A 16,768-nucleotide genomic window follows, 5' to 3' on the forward strand; every position below is an offset into this window, starting at 1 on the left:
CGACAAATGGCTGACTATCGCACCATCAAGGCCGAAGCGCTCACCAAGGCCGTCCGCGCCATCGTCAAGGCCGGCGGCTCCTCGGACCGCGAGGCCGAGCTCGTCTCCACCAATCTCGTCGAGGCCAATCTCAGGGGGCATGACTCGCACGGCGTCGGCATGATCCCGCGCTATGTCCAGAGCGTCACCAATGGCGGCCTCGCCGTGAACCAGCACGTCAAGATCGTGCTCGACACCGGTCCACTGCTCACCCTCGACGGCCTCACCGGCTATGGCCAGGTGATCGGCCATGAAGCGATGGAGCTGGCGGCCGAGCGCGCCAAGCGCAACGGCGTGTGTCTCGTCGGCCTCTCCAACTCGCACCACATCGGCCGCATCGGACACTGGGCCGAGCAGTGCATCGACCATGGGCTGGTCTCGATCCACTTCGTCAACGTGATCTCGCGTCCGATCGTGGCGCCCTGGGGCGGCAGCGATGCGCGCCACGGCACCAACCCGTTCTGCGTCGGCATCCCGCGCAGGAGCAAGGACCCGATCGTGCTCGACTTCGCCACCAGCAGGATCGCGCAGGGCAAGACCCGCGTCGCCCACAACACGGGCGTCGAGCTGGAGCCCGGCACCATCATCGACAATGAAGGCAAGCCCACAGTTAATCCGCGCTACACCGTGATCCCGCCGTACGGCGCGATCCTGCCGTTCGGCGAGCACAAGGGCTCGGGGCTCGCGCTCGTGTGCGAAATCCTCGGCGGCGCGCTCTCCGGCGGGCAGGTCGTCAAGGGCCCGTCCGACGGCAAGTACAACGTCCTCAACGGCATGCTCTCGATCGTCATCGACCCGGGCAAGCTCGGCACCGCCGAAAATCTCGCACGCGAAGTCGAGAGTTTTGTGGCCTGGCACACCGGCTCACCGCCCGGCCCCGGCGTCGACAAGGTCAAGATCGCCGGCGATCCCGAGCGCGAGACCAAGAAGAAGCGCCTCGCCGAGGGCATTCCGGTCGATCCGACCACCTGGCAGGAGATTCTGGAGGCCGGGAAGAAGTTCGGGCTGGTTCAGGCGGCGATCGAGAAGCTCGTGGGTTAGTCGACGACAGCAACGATGTCGTTCCGGCCTGGTGCGCAATTGCGCACCGGGCTCGGACGACCCCTTGGTTAGCAGCGCGCCTCAATCCACCATATCCGCAACCGCCTTGCCGCACGCGGTGGTGTCGGCGTTGCCGCCGAGGTCCTTGGTGCGGAGCGTGCGCTCGGCGAGCGTGCGCTCGATCGCCTCGACGATCGATTTGCCGGCTTCCTTCTCGCCGAGATGCTCGAACATCATCGCGCCCGACCAGATCATGCCGATCGGATTGGCGATGCCCTGACCTGCGATGTCGGGCGCCGAGCCGTGCACCGGCTCGAACACCGAGGGGAAATCGCGCTCGGGGTTGATGTTGCCTGACGGCGCGATGCCGATCGTGCCGGTGCAGGCGGGGCCGAGATCGGAGAGGATGTCACCGAACAGGTTCGAGCCGACCACGACGTCGAACCAGTCCGGATGCAGCACGAAGTTCGCCGTGAGAATGTCGATGTGGTACTTGTCCCACTTCACGCCCGGAAACTTCTTGGCCATCGCCTCCACGCGCTCGTCCCAATAGGGCATGGTGATGGAGATGCCGTTGGACTTGGTCGCCGAGGTCAGGTGCTTCTTCGGCCGCGACTGGGCGAGCTCGAAGGCGAACTTGAGAATGCGATCGACGCCGGTGCGGGTCATCACCGTCTGCTGGGTGACGAATTCGCGGTCCGTATCGGGGAACATGCGGCCACCTACGGAGGAATATTCGCCTTCGGTGTTCTCGCGCACCACCCAGAAATCGATGTCGCCGGGCTTGCGACCCGTCAGCGGCGACGGCACGCCGGGCATCAGCCGCACCGGTCGCAGGTTCACGTACTGATCGAACTCGCGGCGGAACTTGATCAGCGAGCCCCACAGCGAGACGTGATCCGGAATCTTCGCCGGCCAGCCGACCGCGCCGAAATAGATCGCATCGTGCTTGCCGATCTTCTCCTTCCAGTCATCGGGCATCATCTGGCCGTGCTTCTCGTAATAGTCGTAGGACGAGAAGTCGAAATGGTCGAACTGCACGGAGACGCCATGCTTTTTCGCGGCCGCCTCCAGGACGCGCAGGCCTTCCGGCATCACTTCCTTGCCGATGCCGTCGCCGGGAATGACCGCGATCCGGTATTGTTTCTTGCTCATCGAAAACGTCCTTGGTTGGTCCGGCAGCCGCCGTCTTTTTGACCGCACTGCAATGGACCAAAGTCGGCGGCAGTGCAACGCTGCACTGCAATGTTGACCATGGTGCAGCGAGGCGCCTACTGATTTCATCCTGTTCCCATCCTCGCGAGTCACTCCCCATGGATCTGCACCTGCGCGGCAAGCGCGTCCTGATCACCGGCGCGTCCAAGGGCATCGGCGCCGCCGCCGCCGAGGCTTTTGCCGAGGAAGGCGCGCATCTCCTGCTGGCAGCCCGCAGCGGCGACCAGCTCAAGGCGTTGGCGGATCGCCTGCGGGCCGCGCACCAGATCGACGCCACGACGAGCATTGTCGACCTGCGCAAGGAAGAGGACGTGGCGCGGCTCGCCAAGGAAGCCGCCCACATCGACGTGCTCGTCAACAACGCCGGCGACATTCCCGGCGGCTCGATCGACAAGATCGACGAGGCGGCCTGGCGGCACGCCTGGGAATTGAAGGTGTTCGGCTATATCAACCTGACGCGGCACATCTACGCCCAAATGAAGGCGAAGGGCGGCGGGGTCATTGTCAACGACATCGGCGCGGCCGGCGAGAAGTTCGACGCCAACTACATCTGCGGCAGCGCCGGGAACGCCGCGCTGATGGCTTTCACCCGCGCGCTCGGCGGCAAGAGCCTCGCCGACAACATCCGCGTGGTCGGCATCAATCCCGGCCCGGTCGGCACCGACCGCCACGTCACCCTGCTCAAGACACGGGCAAAGCACCAGTTCGGCGACGAGAGACGCTACAAGGAATTCCAGAAGAGCCTGCCGCTCGGCCGCCCCGCGCATGCGCGCGAGATCGGCGATCTCATGGCATTCCTGGCGTCGGATCGCGCCGGCTACACCTCAGGCGTGATCTACACGGTCGACGGCGGCATCAGCGCCGGGTGGAGCTGACTCTATCCTCGTCATTGCGAGCGCAGCGAAGCAATCCCAGACTGTCTCCGTGGTAAGATTCTGGATTGCTTCGCTGCGCTCGCAACGGCGAATGAACAAGCACAGGAGTAAAATAGTTGTCTCAAGACCTGATCCGCGAATCCGCCTGCACCGTCGTCGACAAGCTGCGCTCCGGCGACGTCTCGCCACTCGAGCTGCTGGAAGTGCTGGAGAAGCGCATCGGTGATGTCGACGGCGAGGTGAACGCGCTGCCGATCCTGTGCTTCGATCGCGCGCGGACCAATGCCAAAGCCATGATGCAGAAGCCGGCCGGTGCGCGTGGGCTGCTCGCGGGCCTGCCAGTGCCGATCAAGGACCTGACCGACGTCGCGGGCGTGCTGAACACGCAGGGCTCACCAATCTTCAGGGACAACATCCCCGCGAAGTCCGACCTCATGGTCGAAAATCTCGAAGCCAACGGCGCGGTGGTCTACGCCAAATCGAACACGCCGGAGTTCGGCGCCGGCGCCAACACCTTCAACGAGGTCTTCGGCGCGACGCTCAATCCCTGGGATACAACGAAATCGGCAGCGGGCTCGTCGGGCGGCGCGGCCGTGGCGCTTGCGACCGGCATGGCCTGGCTCGCGCAGGGCTCCGACATGGGCGGCAGCTTGCGCAGCCCCGCGGCGTTCTGCGGCGTCGTCGGCATGCGGCCGAGCATCGGCCGTGTCGCGCATACCCCCAAATCGGGCATCGACCGCAATCTCGGCGTGGTCGGCCCGATGGCGCGCAACGTCGAGGATCTCGCGCTGCTGCTGGATGCCATGAGCGGCGACTATGCGGACGATCCGCTGTCGCTGCCAGCCCCGGCAACCTCGTTCCTGTCGGCGGCCCAGGGGGGCAAGAGGCCGAAGCGCATCGCCTATTCGCCCGATCTCGGCATCACCCCCGTCGATCCCGAAGTGAAGGCGATCACGCGCAAGGCCGCCGAACGTTTTGCGGAAGCCGGCGCCATCGTCGAGGAGGCGCATCCGGACTGGCGCGAGGCGCATGAATGCTTCCACGTGCTGCGCGCCTTCGATTTCGCGATCACCAAGGCCAATCTGCTCCGCACCAAGCGCGACCTGCTCAAGCCCGAGGTGATCTGGAATATCGAGGAAGGCCTCAAGCTCACGGTCGAGCAGCTCGCGCGCGCCGAGGCGCAGCGCGTCGACATGACCGCCCGTGCGGTCGAGTTCTTCAAGACCTATGATCTGCTGCTGACACCGACGACGATCGTGCCGCCCTTCCCGATCGAAAACCGCTACGTCGCGGAGTGCGCGGGCAAGAAGTTCGAGAACTACATCGAATGGCTCGGCATCGTCTACGCCATCACGCTCGCCTGCTGCCCGTCGCTGTCGCTGCCCTGCGGCTTCACGGCGTCGGGCCTGCCGGTCGGCGTGCAGGTCGTTGGCACCCCGCGCGCCGACGCGCAGGTGATTGCCGGCGCCAAGGTGCTGGAGGATATTTTGGGCCTGCGCGGGACGACGCCGATCGATCCGAAGGGGAAGAAGTAACTTCCATCGCGCCCCCCCGGACACGACGCAGCGCCAAGGAGTTGCTTCTTGTCCAGGGTACGAGCCCCTCACCTTCCGCTCGTCGCCTCGAGACCGCGGCTGTAGCGCGACATCGCAAAGCAGAACATGAAGTAGATCGCGGCGACGAAGATGTAGACCTCGACCGAAAATTGCTGCCAGGCCGGATCGATGATCGCGGTCTTGGCCGTCGTCAGCAGATCGAAGATGCCGATGATCAGCACGAGGCTGGTGTCCTTGAAGAAGGCGATGAAGGTGTTGACCAGCGGCGGGATGACGTGGCGGATCGCCTGCGGCAACACGATCAGCCGGTGCTTACGCCAGTAGGACAATCCCAGCGCATCCGCCGCTTCATACTGTCCGCGCGGTACCGCCTGGAGACCGCCACGGATGACTTCGGCAAGATAGGCACCGGCGAACAGGATGATCGCGATCTGGGCGCGCAAGAGCTTGTCGATGTTGAATCCGGCGGGCATGAACAGCGGAAACATCACGCTTGCCATGAACAGCAGGCTGACCAGCGGCACGCCGCGGATCAGCTCGACATAGAGCACGCTGAGCGATCGGATCGCCGGCAGTTTCGAGCGGCGGCCGAGCGCGACCAGGATACCGAGCGGAAAGCCGAAGGCGAGACCGAACGTCGCTAGGATCAGCGTCACCGGCAGTCCGCCCCAGCGGTCCTGGGAGACGAAGGACAGCCCGAACACGCCGCCCCACATCAGCACGCTGATCATCGCCAGCGCGCCGATCCAGAGATAGACCAGCTCACGCCGCCATAGGGCGCGGCGGGTGGAGAGGTAATAGAGCGCGATGAATAGCACGACCGACAGCGCCGGCCGCCACTGCTGGTCGAAAGGATAGGTGCCGAACAGGATGAAGCGGTACTTTTCCGGGATGATCGCCCAGCAGGCACCGACGCCACGCACGGCGCGGCAGGCGCTGGAATCGTTCGCGGGCGTCAGCCACACCGCCTTGGCGATGCCCCATTGCACGATGCTGAAAATGGCCTTGGCGAGGATCGCCAGCAGCACGACCGTGATAATCCCATTCGGGATCGACGAGAACAGATTCTTGCGCAGCCAACGCAGCACCGGATTGCCCATCTGCGGCCGGCGAGCGGCGCGGGGGGTATCGGGGGTGTCGGTGATCGCGGTCATGCTCAACGCTCAACCAGCGCGATGCGCGCGTTGTACCAGTTCATGAAGAAACTGATGGAAAGGCTGATGGTCAGGAACACTGCCATGATCAGCGCGATGGCCTCGATCGCCTGCCCGGTCTGGTTCAGCGTGGTGTTGGCAACCGAGACCACGTCCTGATAACCGATCGCGACCGCGAGCGAGGAGTTCTTGGTCAGGTTGAGATACTGGCTCGTCATCGGCGGCACGATCACGCGCAGCGCTTGCGGCAGGATAATCTGCCGCAGCATGAAGCTGCGGCGCAGGCCGAGCGCGTTGGCGGCGTCCCACTGGCCGCGCGGCACGGACTGGATGCCGCTGCGCACGATCTCGGCGATGAAGGCCGAGGTGTAGGTCACGAGCGCGATCAGCAGCGCGAAATATTCCGGTGCGAGCGTCATCCCGCCGACGAAGTTGAAGCCGCGCAATTGCGGCCATTCGATCGTCCAGGGCACGCCGAGCACCAGCGAGACGACCGCCGGCAGCGCGACAATGAGGCCGAGCGCAAAGGGCCAGCCCGGCCGGGGCCTGCCGTCGCGCATCTGCTTGGCGATCAGCCGTCGCCGGATGACATAGAACACGATCAAGCCCAGCACCGCCGTGCCGAGCACCCAGAGCTGAGGCGAGCCGATCGGGATCGCCGGCAGGATCAGGCCGCGATTGGAGAGGAACACGCCCTCGACGGGCCGCCACGCCGCGCGCGCGGCCGGCAACGCCTGCATCAGCACGTACCAGAACAGCAGTTGCAGCAGCAGCGGGATGTCGCGGAGGGTTTCGACATAGACCGCGGCGAGCCGCGACAGCAGCCAATTGGCCGACAGCCTGGAGATGCCGATCAGTGCGCCGAGGACGGTCGCGAGCACGATGCCGATCACCGCGACCCGCAGCGTGTTGGCGATCCCGACGACGAAGGCCCAGAGGTAGGTATCCCTCGGATTGTAGGCGAGCAGGCTGTCGGCAATGGGCATGCCTGCCTCGCGGCCGAGGAAGGCGAAGCCCGTGGTGATACGGCGGGCCGACAGGTTGGCGACGGTGTTGGACCAGAGGAAGGCGATCACCCCGACCGCCATCCCGACCACCAGCACCTGCCAGAACAGGCCCTTCAATTCGTTGCGCCCGAGCGCGAAGAAGCGGCGCGGCGGGGGCGGTCTGGGATCATCGGCGGTCACAGCGCAAAATTCCTTCTCAAGTGCAGCGATTTCCGGCGACGCACGTCAACTGTTGCACCAAACCTCGTTTCATGCAACAAATGTTTCATGGCCGAGCCCACGAAATCCTCGCCCCTGAGCGAACTGCGCATCGCATTGCCATCGCTCCCCCTGCGGTTGCAGGAGGTCGGCCGTTTCGTGGCGGCCAATGATTACGATGCCACCACCCGTTCGATGCGCGATCTCGCGGCCAAAGCCGGCGCCGATCCCGCGGCGTTCACCCGGCTCGCCAAGGCCATCGGCTATTCAGGCTGGGACGAGCTGCGCGCGGCGTTGACCGAGGCGCGGCGGCCGTCGCAGACCTCGCCCTTCTCTGGCCGGGCGAAGAGCCGCCACGGCCCCAAAGCCGATGTCGCGCTCGTCATCCACAAGCTCGAAGCCGAGGCCGCCGGCCTTCCACGCATTCCGGCACATCCCATTGCAGAAGCCGCCCGCGCGCTGCACGATGCGAAGCGGATATGGATCGCAGGCTATCGCAGCTGCCGCAGCGTGGCGGAGCTCTTGAATTACGAGCTGCGCCTGTTCCGCCCCGAGCAGGTGCAGCTCGTCGGTGCATCCGGTCCCGACGATCTCGATCTCGGCGCGTTCCGTCCCGGCGGAGCCGTCATCGTCATCGGCTTCCTGCCTTACACGCATGCGAGCGTTCGTGTCGCGCAGGCCGCTCATCGCAGCGGCGCAACGCTGATCGCGATCGCCGACAGCCTCGCGGCGCCGATGGCCGAGGGCGCCGACCACGTGCTGCTGTTCGAGGCGGCCTCCTCGCCCGGCTTCTTCCCGAGCCTGACGGGCGCCATCGCGATCGCGCAATCGCTCGCGGCGGTGACATTCTCGCTCGGCGGCGTCGCCGCCAAGAAACGTCTGGAAAATACCGAGGCACGGCTTGCCGCGACCTCCACCTACGTCTCGGAGAAAGGTTGACCCATGACCACTTGCACCAGCCGCGTGCTGCATCGCTCGCTGCGCGAAAAGCCCCCCACGGCGATCGGCGGCGAAGGCGTCTATCTGTTTGCGGAGGACGGCCGCCGCGTGATCGACGCCTCCGGCGGGGCCGCAGTCTCCTGCCTCGGCCACCAGCATCCGCGCGTGATCGCGGCGATGGCGAAACAGGCCTCGACGCTCGCCTATGCCCACACCGCCTTCTTCTCCTCCGGCCCGGCCGAGGCGCTGGCCGAGAGGCTGGTCGGGCACGAGCCGGGTGGCCTCGCCTACGCCTATTTCGTCAGCGGCGGGTCGGAAGCGATCGAGGCCAGCATCAAGCTGGCGCGGCAATATTTCATCGAGTGCGGCGAGCCGCAACGGCAGCATTTCATCGCCCGGCGGCAGAGCTACCACGGCAATACGCTCGGCGCGCTCGCCGCCGGCGGCAATGCCTGGCGCCGTGCGCCCTACGCGCCGCTGCTCTCGGCCGCGTTCAGCCATGTGACGCCGGCCTTCGCCTATCACGAGAAGCACGAGCATGAATCCGACGCGCAGTTCGTGGCGCGGCTGGCCGCGGACCTCGAAGCCGAGTTCCAGCGGCTTGGTCCTGATACCGTTGCGGCGTTCCTCGCCGAGCCCGTCGTCGGCGCCACGGCCGGCGCGGTGACCGCACCGGACGGTTACTTCAAAGCGATACGCGAGATCTGCGACCGCCATGGCGCGCTGCTGATCCTCGACGAGGTCATGAGCGGCATGGGCCGCACCGGCACGACGCACGCCTGGGAACAGGAAGGCGTCGCGCCGGACATCCAGGCGATCGCAAAGGGGCTCGGCGGCGGCTACCAGCCGATCGGCGCGATGCTCGCGAGCGGCAAGATCATCGACATCATCCGCTCCGGCTCGGGCGCATTCCAGCACGGCCATACTTACCTCGCCCACCCGCTAGCCTGCGCCGCCGCACTCGCAGTGCAGGATGTGATCCGCGAGGACGGCCTGCTCGACCGCGTCAAGGAACGCGGCCGGCAGCTCGAGCAGCGCCTGACTGAGCGCTTCGGCAACCACCGCCATGTCGGCGACATCAGGGGCCGCGGGCTGTTCTGGGCGATCGAGCTGGTCGCCGATCGTGCGAGCCGCGCTTCGTTCGATCCCGCGCTCAAGCTGCATCAGAAGATCAAGGCCGAAGCCTTCGCCAACGGGCTCGGGTGTTATCCTGGCGGCGGCACCGTGGATGGCATCCGCGGCGATCACGTGCTGCTGGCACCACCCTATATCGCCTCGGCGGATGAGATCGACCAGATCGTCGACAAGCTCGGCACGGCCGTCGACAACGTGTTGCGTAGTGTCAATCATTGAGGGGAGAGTAGTATGAGGAACGTGGTTATCGCAGCGGGCGTGCTCGCAGCATCGACGGTTGTTGCACACGCGGCGACGCTCGACACGGTGAAGAGCCGCGGCATGCTGGTGTGCGGCGTCAGCGCCGGCTTTGCCGGCTTTTCCGCGCCGGACTCGCAGGGCAACTACAAAGGCCTCGACGTCGACTATTGTCGCGCACTCGCAGCCGGCGTGCTCGGCGATCCCAGCAAGGTGCGCTACGTCTCGCTGACGGCGCAGAACCGCTTCACCGCGCTGCAATCGGGCGAGATCGACGTGCTCTACCGCAACTCGACGCAGACATACTTGCGCGGCGTGACGCTGGGCCTGCGGCAGGGCCCGATCAACTTCTACGACGGCCAGGGCTTCGTCGTGAAGAAAGACCTCGGCGTGAAGGAGCTGAAGGACCTCAAGGGCGCCACCGTCTGCGTCGCGCAGGGCACCACGCACGAGGTCACGCTCGGCGATTACGGCCGCGCCAACGGCATCGACTGGAAGCCGCTGGTGTTCGACCGCGTCGACACCATGTACCAGACCTTCTTCGGCGGCCGCTGCGATGCCATGACCCAGGACGCCTCCGCGCTCGCCGGCGCGGTTACGACCGCGGCGCCGAACCCGGCCGACTACGTCGTGCTGCCGCAAACCATCAGCAAGGAGCCGCTCGGGCCCTTCACCCGCAACGGCGACGAGGTCTGGAGCGACATCATCACCTGGCTTCATTACGGCCTGATCGAGGCCGAGGAGCTTGGCGTCACGCAAGCCAATGTCGAGGAGATGACGAAGTCGCAGACGCCGGCGATCCAGCGCCTCTTGGGCGCCACCGGCGACCTCGGCTCGCGGCTCGGGCTCGACAACAAATGGCTGGTCACGGCGATCAAGGCCACCGGCAATTACGGCGAGATCTACGAGCGCAACGTCGGCAAGGCGAGCCCGCTCAAGCTCGACCGTGGGCTCAACGGCCTCTGGAACAAGGGCGGCTTGATGTACGCGGTGCCGTTCAAGTAGACGGTGCTTCACCTCTCCCCGCTCGCGGGCCGCTCGCGGGGAGAGGTCGACCCCGCAGCGGTCGGGTGAGAGGTACTCTCCGCGAGTCCAATTCTCACCTTTTGTGCGGATAGAGCCCCTCACCCCGACCCTCCCCGTAAGAACGGGGAGTGGGAGAAGAAGCATCGAACACATGCGCATCGCCCTCATCCACGCCCTCAAGCACTCCATCGCCCCGATCGAGGCGGCATTCGCGACGGCGTGGCCCGAGGTGCGGCTGATGAACCTGCTCGACGACAGCCTGTCTGCGGATCTCGCGCGCGACGGCCAGCTCACCGATGCCATGACCGAGCGTTTCCTCGCGCTCGGCGACTACGCTGCGGCAACGGGAGCCAATGGGATCCTGTTCACCTGCTCTGCGTTCGGTCCTTGCATCGAGGCGGTGGCGCGCGCGCATGCGCCGATGCCGGTCCTGAAGCCGAACGAAGCCATGATCGAGCGCGCGGTGACGATGGGCAAGCGGATCGGCCTGCTCTCGACCTTCCGGCCGACGCTGGTCTCGATGCCGCCGGAATTCCCCGCCTCGGTCCAGGTCGTGCCGAAACTCGCCGAAGGCGCGCTGGCCGCGCTCGACCGCGGCGATCGCGCCACCCACGACCGGCTGATCGCGGAAGCCGCGCGCGACTTACGCGATTGCGACGTCGTCGCCCTGGCGCAGTTCAGCATCGCGGCGACGGCGCCGCTGGTCGCGGAAGCCACCGGTCGCCCCGTCGTGACCACGCCCGATAGCGCTGTCGACAAGCTGATCAAACTGCTGCAGGCGAAGGCTTAAGCGCCGGCCTTTTTTTGCCGCCGCGCGTCCTTGATCGCAGCGGTCAGTGCCGTCTTCGTCTCATTGACAAAATCCTCGACCAGCTCCTCGCGCGTGGCATGCGCGGCTTCGCCGGTGAACAGGCCCTGCTCGGCCAGCATCACCACGCCATGCAGCGCCGCCCAGATCTTGAGTGCCTGCCGTTCGCGCAAATAGCCGACCGCCGGCGCCTCCAGGGCCTCGATCACGAGCCCAAACGTCTCGCGCGTCGCCGCGTGCAACTCGCTGCCCTTGGCCGCGCGGGAGAGGGTGCGGGATGCGAACATCAGGCGGTAGATGCCGTTGCGGCGCAGGCCGAAATCGAGCATTGCCTTCGCCAGCCGCGACAGCTTTGATTGCTTCGACGGCTTTGCCATCGCCTCGCGCAGGATCGCACTGAGCTGCCGGAACGCCTCCGCCGTCACCGCCGCAAGCAAGGCCTCACGGTCGGCAAAGTGCCGATACGGCGCCGGCTGCGAGACGCCGAGCTGTTTCGCCAATGCCTTGATGCTGATCGCTTCCGCACCGCCCAGTTCCGCCTCGCGCAACGCGGCCTTTATCAGGGCGTCGCGGAGGTCGCCATGGTGGTAGGTCTTCTCCGGTTTACGAACGAGTTGGGAACGCATCCTGCGCCAAACCTATAAGTTTGCGCTTGACAGGGGAAGCCTGCCGCGAATGTAATAGCGTATAACTTAAGGCGAGCAGCTAGTGCCGCCGATAAAATTGACATGAGGAACGCGGGCCGCCTTCGCGCTCGCGCAAACGACCGAGGACGCCGCGATGGCAGAGCGACTGAAGGTTCACGTCGATCCCGACAAATGCCAGGGCCACGCCCGCTGCAAGGCGCTGGCGCCGGAGCTGTTCGAGCTCGACGAATACGGCAATGCCCGCGAAGCCGGCGACGGCACGGTCCCGCCCGGCCTCGAAGACAAGGCGTGGCTTGCCAAATCCAACTGCCCGGAAATCGCAATCGATGTGATCGAGGAATAGGGCGGCATCCGGTTGCACCTGCATTCAGCGAACACGAACCCCAAGGGATCTTTCGAGATGTCCGACGTCAGCCAGCCTGTCGCCCATCCCCCCGTCACCGACTGGGTCAATGATTTCGACCATACCGACCCGCAATGGACGGACGATCCGTTTCCGATCTGGGATGAGCTCCGCGCCGCAAGCCCGGTCGTGCACACCGAGCGATTCCTCGGCTGCTACATGCCGACGACCTACGAGGCGGTGCGCGAGATTGCCAACGACACCGAGCATTTCTCCTCGCGCCGCATCATCGTCCGCGACGTGCGGCCGGAGATTGCCAGGAACGCCGCCCCTCCGATCACCTCCGATCCGCCCGTGCACAAGCCGGCCAAGCAGCTCCTGCTGCCGCCGTTCACGCCGGATGCGATGAAGAAGCTGGAACCACGGATGCGCGCGATCTGCAACGAGCTGATCGACGGGTTCATCGCCGACGGCAAGGTCGACGCCGCCGCGCGCTACAGCAAATACATCCCGGTCCAGGCCATCGCGCACATGCTCGGCATTCCAGAGAGCGACAGCGAACTCTTCATCAACTGGATCCACATGATCCTCGAGCTCGGCATCAAGGACGAAAATATGCTGCTCCAGGCTGTGCACGAGATGAGTGACTACTTCAGGACGCATGTCGAGGAGCGCAGATCCAGGCCAACCGACGATCTCATCTCCTATCTGATGAACGCCAAGGACAAGGAAGGCCAGCCGCTGGAGGAGGCCCACGTGCTGGGATCGTTGCGCCTGCTGCTGATCGCCGGCATCGACACCACCTGGAGCGCGATCGGCTCCTCGCTCTGGCACCTCGCCCGGACACCGGCCGACCGCGAGCGCTTGATCGCAGAGCCCGCCCTGATCCCCACCGCCGTGGAGGAGCTACTGCGCGCCTATTCGCCGGTGACCATGGCCCGCGAGGTGGTCAAGGAAACCACGATCTCGGGCTGCCCGGTCAAGGCGGGCAACATGGTGCTGCTGTCCTTCCCGGCCGCCAACCGCGATCCCAAAATGTTTCCCGACGCTGACAAAGTCGTGATCGACCGCCGGGAGAACCGCCACGCCGCCTTCGGCCTCGGCATCCACCGCTGCGTCGGTTCCAATCTTGCGCGAATGGAGATGCAGGTTGCGCTGGAGGAGTGGCTGAAGCGGATTCCCGATTTCCGCCTCGATCCGGCAGGCACCGTGACCTGGTCGCAAGGCACGGTCAGAGGCCCCCGGCAGTTGCCATTTCTGCTGGGAAAGGCGATGTAGCCTGCAGACAAGCAAATGTCCCGGGAGGCTGGCGATGACAGACCAAGCAATCAAGCCGGCCTCCGAGCACTTCGACATTGCCGACGCCGAACGCCGCATCAAGGCGATCTTCATCGGCTCGATCGGCAATCTCGTCGAATGGTATGATTTCTACGCCTACACCGCGTTCGCGCTGTACTTCGCCCCCGCCTTCTTCCCCGGCAACGATCCCGTCGTCCAGCAACTGAACGTCGCCGTGGTGTTCGCGGCGACCTTCCTGATGCGTCCGCTGGGCGGCTGGTTCTTCGGCTATCTCGCCGACCATTTCGGGCGCCGGATCTCGCTGACGCTGTCCGTCGTCTTCATGTGCTTCGGTTCACTGATCATCGCGGTGACGCCGACCTATGCCTCGATCGGTCTTGCCGCCCCGGCCATCCTGGCGGTCGCGCGCGTGATCGAGGGCTTAAGCCTTGGCGGCGAATACGGAGCCAGCGCCACTTACTTGAGTGAAGTTGCCGATCCCCGGCATCGCGGCTTCTATTCCAGCTTCCAGTACGTCACGTTGATCGGGGGCCAGCTCACCGCGATCATTGTGCTGCTGCTCCTGCAGAAGGTGTTCCTGACGCCGGAGGAGCTGAAGGCCTGGGGCTGGCGCATCCCATTCGCGATCGGTGCGGCGCTCGCGATCTTTGCCGCGGTGATGCGGCGCGGCCTGCACGAGACAGAGGCGTTCGAGGAAGCCAAGAAGGTGGTGAAGCCGACCGGCTCGATCACCAATTTGCTGCGCTATCCACGCGAGCTGCTGCTGGTGGTCGGCCTCACCGCCGGCGGCACCGCGGCGTTCTACACCTTCACCACCTACATGCAGACCTTCGTAAAACTCTCGGTCGGGCTGACCGAGGACCAGACCACGCTCGTGATCTTCGGCACGCTGATCTTCGCCACCATCCTGCAGCCGATCTACGGGGCGATCTCGGACAGGATCGGGCGCAAGCCGCTGCTGATCTTCTTCGGTGTCGCCGGCACGCTCGCAACCGTTCCGCTGTTGACGGCGCTGAAGGAGACCAAATCGCCCTTCATGGTGTTCATCCTGATCTGCTGCGCCTGGCTGTTCGTCGCCGGCTATACCTCGATCAACGCCGTGGTGAAGGCCGAGCTATTCCCGACCAATGTCCGCGCGCTCGGCGTCGGCCTGCCCTATGCGATCACGGTCTCGATCTTCGGCGGCACAGCGCCGGCGATCGCGCTCTACTTCAAGAGCATCGGGCACGAGGACTGGTTCTATTACTATCTTGCCGGCATCATCTGCCTGTCCCTGATCATCTATTCCACCATGCGCGACACCAAGCACGCTTCCGCAATGCATCGCCACGAGTAGCCCATGACCGACGACGAGCCGCCCGACAGCAAGCTGACGCGCACCAAGGAGAAATGGGCGCGCGAAGGCCGCTTCCTCACCGGCAAGGTGACGCGGCCGGAAGACCAGCGCCTGCCGCCTGGCCAGCACCTCACCAAGGACTGGCCGGTGCTCGATCTCGGGGTCATGCCGCCGGTATCACGCGAGCGCTGGCGGCTGGACGTCTACGGCGCGGTCGACGCTCCCGTGTTCTGGTCCTTCGCCGAGTTCACGGCGCAGAAGCAGGTCCAGTTCACCTCCGACATCCACTGCGTGACGACCTGGTCCCGCTACGACAATGAATGGGAAGGCCTCGCCACGCGCGAGCTGCTCGCCCTCTGCCGGCCGCGCGAGGATGCCCGCTTCGTGGTGCTGCATTCCTACGACGGCTACACGACCAACCTCGCGCTGGAAGACTTCGCCGCCGAAGATGCCCTGCTCGCGCATCGCTGGTCCGGTCAGCCGCTGACGGAGGAGCATGGCGGCCCGGTGCGGCTGGTGGTGCCGCATCTTTATTTTTGGAAGAGCGCCAAATGGCTCCAGGCCATCGAATTCCTGACCGAGGACGCGCCGGGCTTCTGGGAAGTCCGCGGTTATCATAACCGCGGCGATCCTTGGGCCGAGCAGCGCTATTCGGGCGACTAGACTTCGAACAGAACGGGGGAAACCCATGCCCACGGAACGCTTTCAGTTCACCGGCGAAGGCGGCCATCAGCTTGCGGCCGCGCTCGAGCTGCCCGACGGCGAGCCCGCCGCCTACGCGCTGTTCGCGCACTGTTTCACCTGCGGCAAGGATACGCTTGCGGCCAAGCGCATCTCGGTCGCCCTCGCGGCCAGGGGCATCGCGGTGCTGCGCTTCGATTTCACCGGGCTCGGCTCCAGCGAGGGTGATTTCGCCAATTCGACCTTTTCCTCCAACGTAGCCGATCTCGTGCACGCGGCCGATCATCTGCGGAGCGTGCGCAAGGCGCCGTCGCTCCTGATCGGCCACAGCCTCGGCGGCGCCGCTGTCCTTGCCGCTGCCGGAATGATTGCCGAGGCAAGAGCGGTGGCCACCATCGCGGCGCCCTCTGATCCCGCCCACGTCACCGGCCTGTTCAAGGAGCACATCGACAACCTCCGCACGCAGGGCGAGGTCGAAGTCTCGCTCGCAGGGCGTCCGTTCCGGATCAGGCGCGAATTCCTCGACGACATCGTCGAGCACCAGCTGATGAAGGATATCGCGGGCCTGCACAGGGCGCTGCTGGTGATGCACTCGCCTGTCGACGACACCGTCGGCATCGACAACGCGACCAAGATTTTCGTTGCGGCCAAGCACCCCAAGAGCTTCGTCTCGCTCGACCACGCCGATCATCTCCTGACCAGGCCAGCCGATGCGCTCTACGCGGCCGACGTGATGGCGGCCTGGGCGAGCCGCTACATCGACACCGCAAAACCCGCAAGAGCGATGGATCTCCCCGAGGAACCGCGGAAGGTCCTGGTGCAGGAGACCCGCAAGAGCAAATTCAACCAGCTTGTCACCGTCGGCCCGCATCATCTGGTGGCGGACGAGCCGAAGGCGGCCGGCGGCGAGGATGCCGGCCCCGGCCCCTATGACTTCCTGCTTGCTGGCCTCGGGGCCTGCACCTCGATGACCATGCGCCTCTATGCCGACCGCAAGTCGCTGCCGCTCGACCGCGTCACGGTCACGCTGAAGCACTCGAAGATCTACGCCAAGGACTGCGCGGAGTGCGAAACCCGCGAGGGCATGCTCGACCAGATCGAGCGCGACATCGCGATCGACGGCGCACTCGATGCCGAGCAGCGCAAGAAGCTGATGGAGATCGCCGACAAGTGCCCGGTGCACCGGACACTGACATCGGAGATCCGCATCGTGACCAACGCGGTGGACTGAAG

16 protein-coding genes are annotated in these 16,768 nt (G+C 65.4%); 12 read left to right on the plus strand and 4 right to left on the minus strand.

Annotation, left to right across the window (positions count from 1 at the left end; genetic code table 11):
• The first annotated feature begins 6 nt into the window (after positions 1–6).
• Positions 7–1,080, plus strand: coding sequence for a malate/lactate/ureidoglycolate dehydrogenase (locus tag ACRQ5Q_RS30195; RefSeq protein ID WP_439393585.1), 1,074 nt, complete (start codon positions 7–9; stop codon positions 1,078–1,080).
• Positions 1,081–1,161: 81 nt separating this feature from the next.
• Here the strand turns inward: ACRQ5Q_RS30195 and ACRQ5Q_RS30200 are convergent, their stop codons facing one another.
• Positions 1,162–2,235 carry a tartrate dehydrogenase gene (locus tag ACRQ5Q_RS30200; protein ID WP_439374174.1) on the minus strand — a complete coding sequence of 358 codons (1,074 nt, stop codon included), beginning with the start codon at positions 2,233–2,235 and terminating at the stop codon, positions 1,162–1,164.
• A gap of 158 nt (positions 2,236–2,393) precedes the next feature.
• Between ACRQ5Q_RS30200 and ACRQ5Q_RS30205 the strand changes: the two genes are divergently transcribed.
• Both ACRQ5Q_RS30205 and ACRQ5Q_RS30210 read left to right on the plus strand, forming a co-directional pair.
• Positions 2,394–3,170, plus strand: coding sequence for an SDR family oxidoreductase (locus ACRQ5Q_RS30205; RefSeq protein WP_439393586.1), 777 nt, complete (start codon positions 2,394–2,396; stop codon positions 3,168–3,170).
• A 116-nt stretch (positions 3,171–3,286) separates the two neighbouring features.
• Positions 3,287–4,705 (plus strand): amidase, encoded by a 1,419-nt coding sequence (locus ACRQ5Q_RS30210; RefSeq protein WP_439393588.1) that lies wholly within the window; start codon positions 3,287–3,289, stop codon positions 4,703–4,705.
• Positions 4,706–4,773: 68 nt separating this feature from the next.
• On the opposite strand, the gene ACRQ5Q_RS30215 is transcribed toward ACRQ5Q_RS30210, so the two are convergent.
• Both ACRQ5Q_RS30215 and ACRQ5Q_RS30220 read right to left on the minus strand, forming a co-directional pair.
• On the minus strand, positions 4,774–5,880 hold the full coding sequence (locus tag ACRQ5Q_RS30215) for an amino acid ABC transporter permease (protein ID WP_439393590.1): 1,107 nt from the start codon (positions 5,878–5,880) through the stop codon (positions 4,774–4,776).
• Between the two features lie 2 nt (positions 5,881–5,882).
• A complete protein-coding gene (locus tag ACRQ5Q_RS30220; RefSeq protein WP_439393592.1) occupies positions 5,883–7,067 on the minus strand; it encodes an amino acid ABC transporter permease in 1,185 nt (394 codons plus the stop codon).
• An 87-nt stretch (positions 7,068–7,154) separates the two neighbouring features.
• On the opposite strand from ACRQ5Q_RS30220, the gene ACRQ5Q_RS30225 reads away from it, so the two are divergent.
• From ACRQ5Q_RS30225 to ACRQ5Q_RS30240, 4 genes are all read left to right on the plus strand, one after another.
• The gene (locus ACRQ5Q_RS30225) at positions 7,155–8,024 is read left to right on the plus strand and encodes a MurR/RpiR family transcriptional regulator (protein WP_439374169.1); all 870 of its coding nucleotides are present in this window, start codon (positions 7,155–7,157) and stop codon (positions 8,022–8,024) included.
• A 3-nt stretch (positions 8,025–8,027) separates the two neighbouring features.
• Complete coding sequence (locus ACRQ5Q_RS30230; RefSeq protein ID WP_439393594.1) at positions 8,028–9,377, plus strand: aspartate aminotransferase family protein; 1,350 nt, start codon at positions 8,028–8,030, stop codon at positions 9,375–9,377.
• Between the two features lie 12 nt (positions 9,378–9,389).
• Positions 9,390–10,400 (plus strand): amino acid ABC transporter substrate-binding protein, encoded by a 1,011-nt coding sequence (locus ACRQ5Q_RS30235; RefSeq protein WP_439374167.1) that lies wholly within the window; start codon positions 9,390–9,392, stop codon positions 10,398–10,400.
• 172 nt (positions 10,401–10,572) lie between these two features.
• The gene (locus ACRQ5Q_RS30240; RefSeq protein ID WP_439393595.1) at positions 10,573–11,211 is read left to right on the plus strand and encodes an aspartate/glutamate racemase family protein; all 639 of its coding nucleotides are present in this window, start codon (positions 10,573–10,575) and stop codon (positions 11,209–11,211) included.
• Here the strand turns inward: ACRQ5Q_RS30240 and ACRQ5Q_RS30245 are convergent.
• Positions 11,208–11,855 (minus strand): TetR/AcrR family transcriptional regulator, encoded by a 648-nt coding sequence (locus ACRQ5Q_RS30245; protein ID WP_439393596.1) that lies wholly within the window; start codon positions 11,853–11,855, stop codon positions 11,208–11,210. The two genes, ACRQ5Q_RS30240 and ACRQ5Q_RS30245, sit on opposite strands and share 4 nt — an antisense overlap.
• A gap of 154 nt (positions 11,856–12,009) precedes the next feature.
• Here ACRQ5Q_RS30245 and ACRQ5Q_RS30250 point away from each other — a divergent pair, with 154 nt between their 5' ends.
• The 5 genes from ACRQ5Q_RS30250 to ACRQ5Q_RS30270 are packed head-to-tail and all read left to right on the plus strand — an operon-like array spanning position 12,010 to position 16,766.
• The gene (locus tag ACRQ5Q_RS30250; RefSeq protein ID WP_063691226.1) at positions 12,010–12,219 is read left to right on the plus strand and encodes a ferredoxin; all 210 of its coding nucleotides are present in this window, start codon (positions 12,010–12,012) and stop codon (positions 12,217–12,219) included.
• 57 nt (positions 12,220–12,276) lie between these two features.
• Complete coding sequence (locus ACRQ5Q_RS30255; protein WP_439393598.1) at positions 12,277–13,497, plus strand: cytochrome P450; 1,221 nt, start codon at positions 12,277–12,279, stop codon at positions 13,495–13,497.
• A gap of 34 nt (positions 13,498–13,531) precedes the next feature.
• Positions 13,532–14,854, plus strand: a complete 1,323-nt coding sequence (locus ACRQ5Q_RS30260) for an MFS transporter (protein WP_439374163.1) — start codon at positions 13,532–13,534, stop codon at positions 14,852–14,854.
• A 3-nt stretch (positions 14,855–14,857) separates the two neighbouring features.
• Complete coding sequence (locus ACRQ5Q_RS30265) at positions 14,858–15,517, plus strand: sulfite oxidase-like oxidoreductase (RefSeq protein WP_439393599.1); 660 nt, start codon at positions 14,858–14,860, stop codon at positions 15,515–15,517.
• Between the two features lie 25 nt (positions 15,518–15,542).
• Positions 15,543–16,766 (plus strand): bifunctional alpha/beta hydrolase/OsmC family protein, encoded by a 1,224-nt coding sequence (locus ACRQ5Q_RS30270; RefSeq protein ID WP_439393601.1) that lies wholly within the window; start codon positions 15,543–15,545, stop codon positions 16,764–16,766.
• Positions 16,767–16,768 lie beyond the last annotated feature (2 nt).

It is taken from the genome of Bradyrhizobium sp. PMVTL-01, from assembly GCF_051861855.1.
In the GTDB taxonomy this organism is placed as follows: domain Bacteria; phylum Pseudomonadota; class Alphaproteobacteria; order Rhizobiales; family Xanthobacteraceae; genus Bradyrhizobium.

Excerpts from the sequence above, each read along its gene's own strand:
- ACRQ5Q_RS30195 (WP_439393585.1), top strand. The coding sequence starts at position 7 with ATGGCTGACTATCGCACCATCAAGGCCGAAGCGCTCACCAAGGCCGTC.
- ACRQ5Q_RS30200 (WP_439374174.1), bottom strand. The coding sequence starts at position 2,235 with ATGAGCAAGAAACAATACCGGATCGCGGTCATTCCCGGCGACGGCATC.
- ACRQ5Q_RS30205 (WP_439393586.1), top strand. The coding sequence starts at position 2,394 with ATGGATCTGCACCTGCGCGGCAAGCGCGTCCTGATCACCGGCGCGTCC.
- ACRQ5Q_RS30215 (WP_439393590.1), bottom strand. The coding sequence starts at position 5,880 with ATGACCGCGATCACCGACACCCCCGATACCCCCCGCGCCGCTCGCCGG.
- ACRQ5Q_RS30225 (WP_439374169.1), top strand. The coding sequence starts at position 7,155 with ATGGCCGAGCCCACGAAATCCTCGCCCCTGAGCGAACTGCGCATCGCA.
- ACRQ5Q_RS30230 (WP_439393594.1), top strand. The coding sequence starts at position 8,028 with ATGACCACTTGCACCAGCCGCGTGCTGCATCGCTCGCTGCGCGAAAAG.
- ACRQ5Q_RS30235 (WP_439374167.1), top strand. The coding sequence starts at position 9,390 with ATGAGGAACGTGGTTATCGCAGCGGGCGTGCTCGCAGCATCGACGGTT.
- ACRQ5Q_RS30240 (WP_439393595.1), top strand. The coding sequence starts at position 10,573 with ATGCGCATCGCCCTCATCCACGCCCTCAAGCACTCCATCGCCCCGATC.
- ACRQ5Q_RS30245 (WP_439393596.1), bottom strand. The coding sequence starts at position 11,855 with ATGCGTTCCCAACTCGTTCGTAAACCGGAGAAGACCTACCACCATGGC.
- ACRQ5Q_RS30250 (WP_063691226.1), top strand. The coding sequence starts at position 12,010 with ATGGCAGAGCGACTGAAGGTTCACGTCGATCCCGACAAATGCCAGGGC.
- ACRQ5Q_RS30255 (WP_439393598.1), top strand. The coding sequence starts at position 12,277 with ATGTCCGACGTCAGCCAGCCTGTCGCCCATCCCCCCGTCACCGACTGG.
- ACRQ5Q_RS30260 (WP_439374163.1), top strand. The coding sequence starts at position 13,532 with ATGACAGACCAAGCAATCAAGCCGGCCTCCGAGCACTTCGACATTGCC.
- ACRQ5Q_RS30265 (WP_439393599.1), top strand. The coding sequence starts at position 14,858 with ATGACCGACGACGAGCCGCCCGACAGCAAGCTGACGCGCACCAAGGAG.
- ACRQ5Q_RS30270 (WP_439393601.1), top strand. The coding sequence starts at position 15,543 with ATGCCCACGGAACGCTTTCAGTTCACCGGCGAAGGCGGCCATCAGCTT.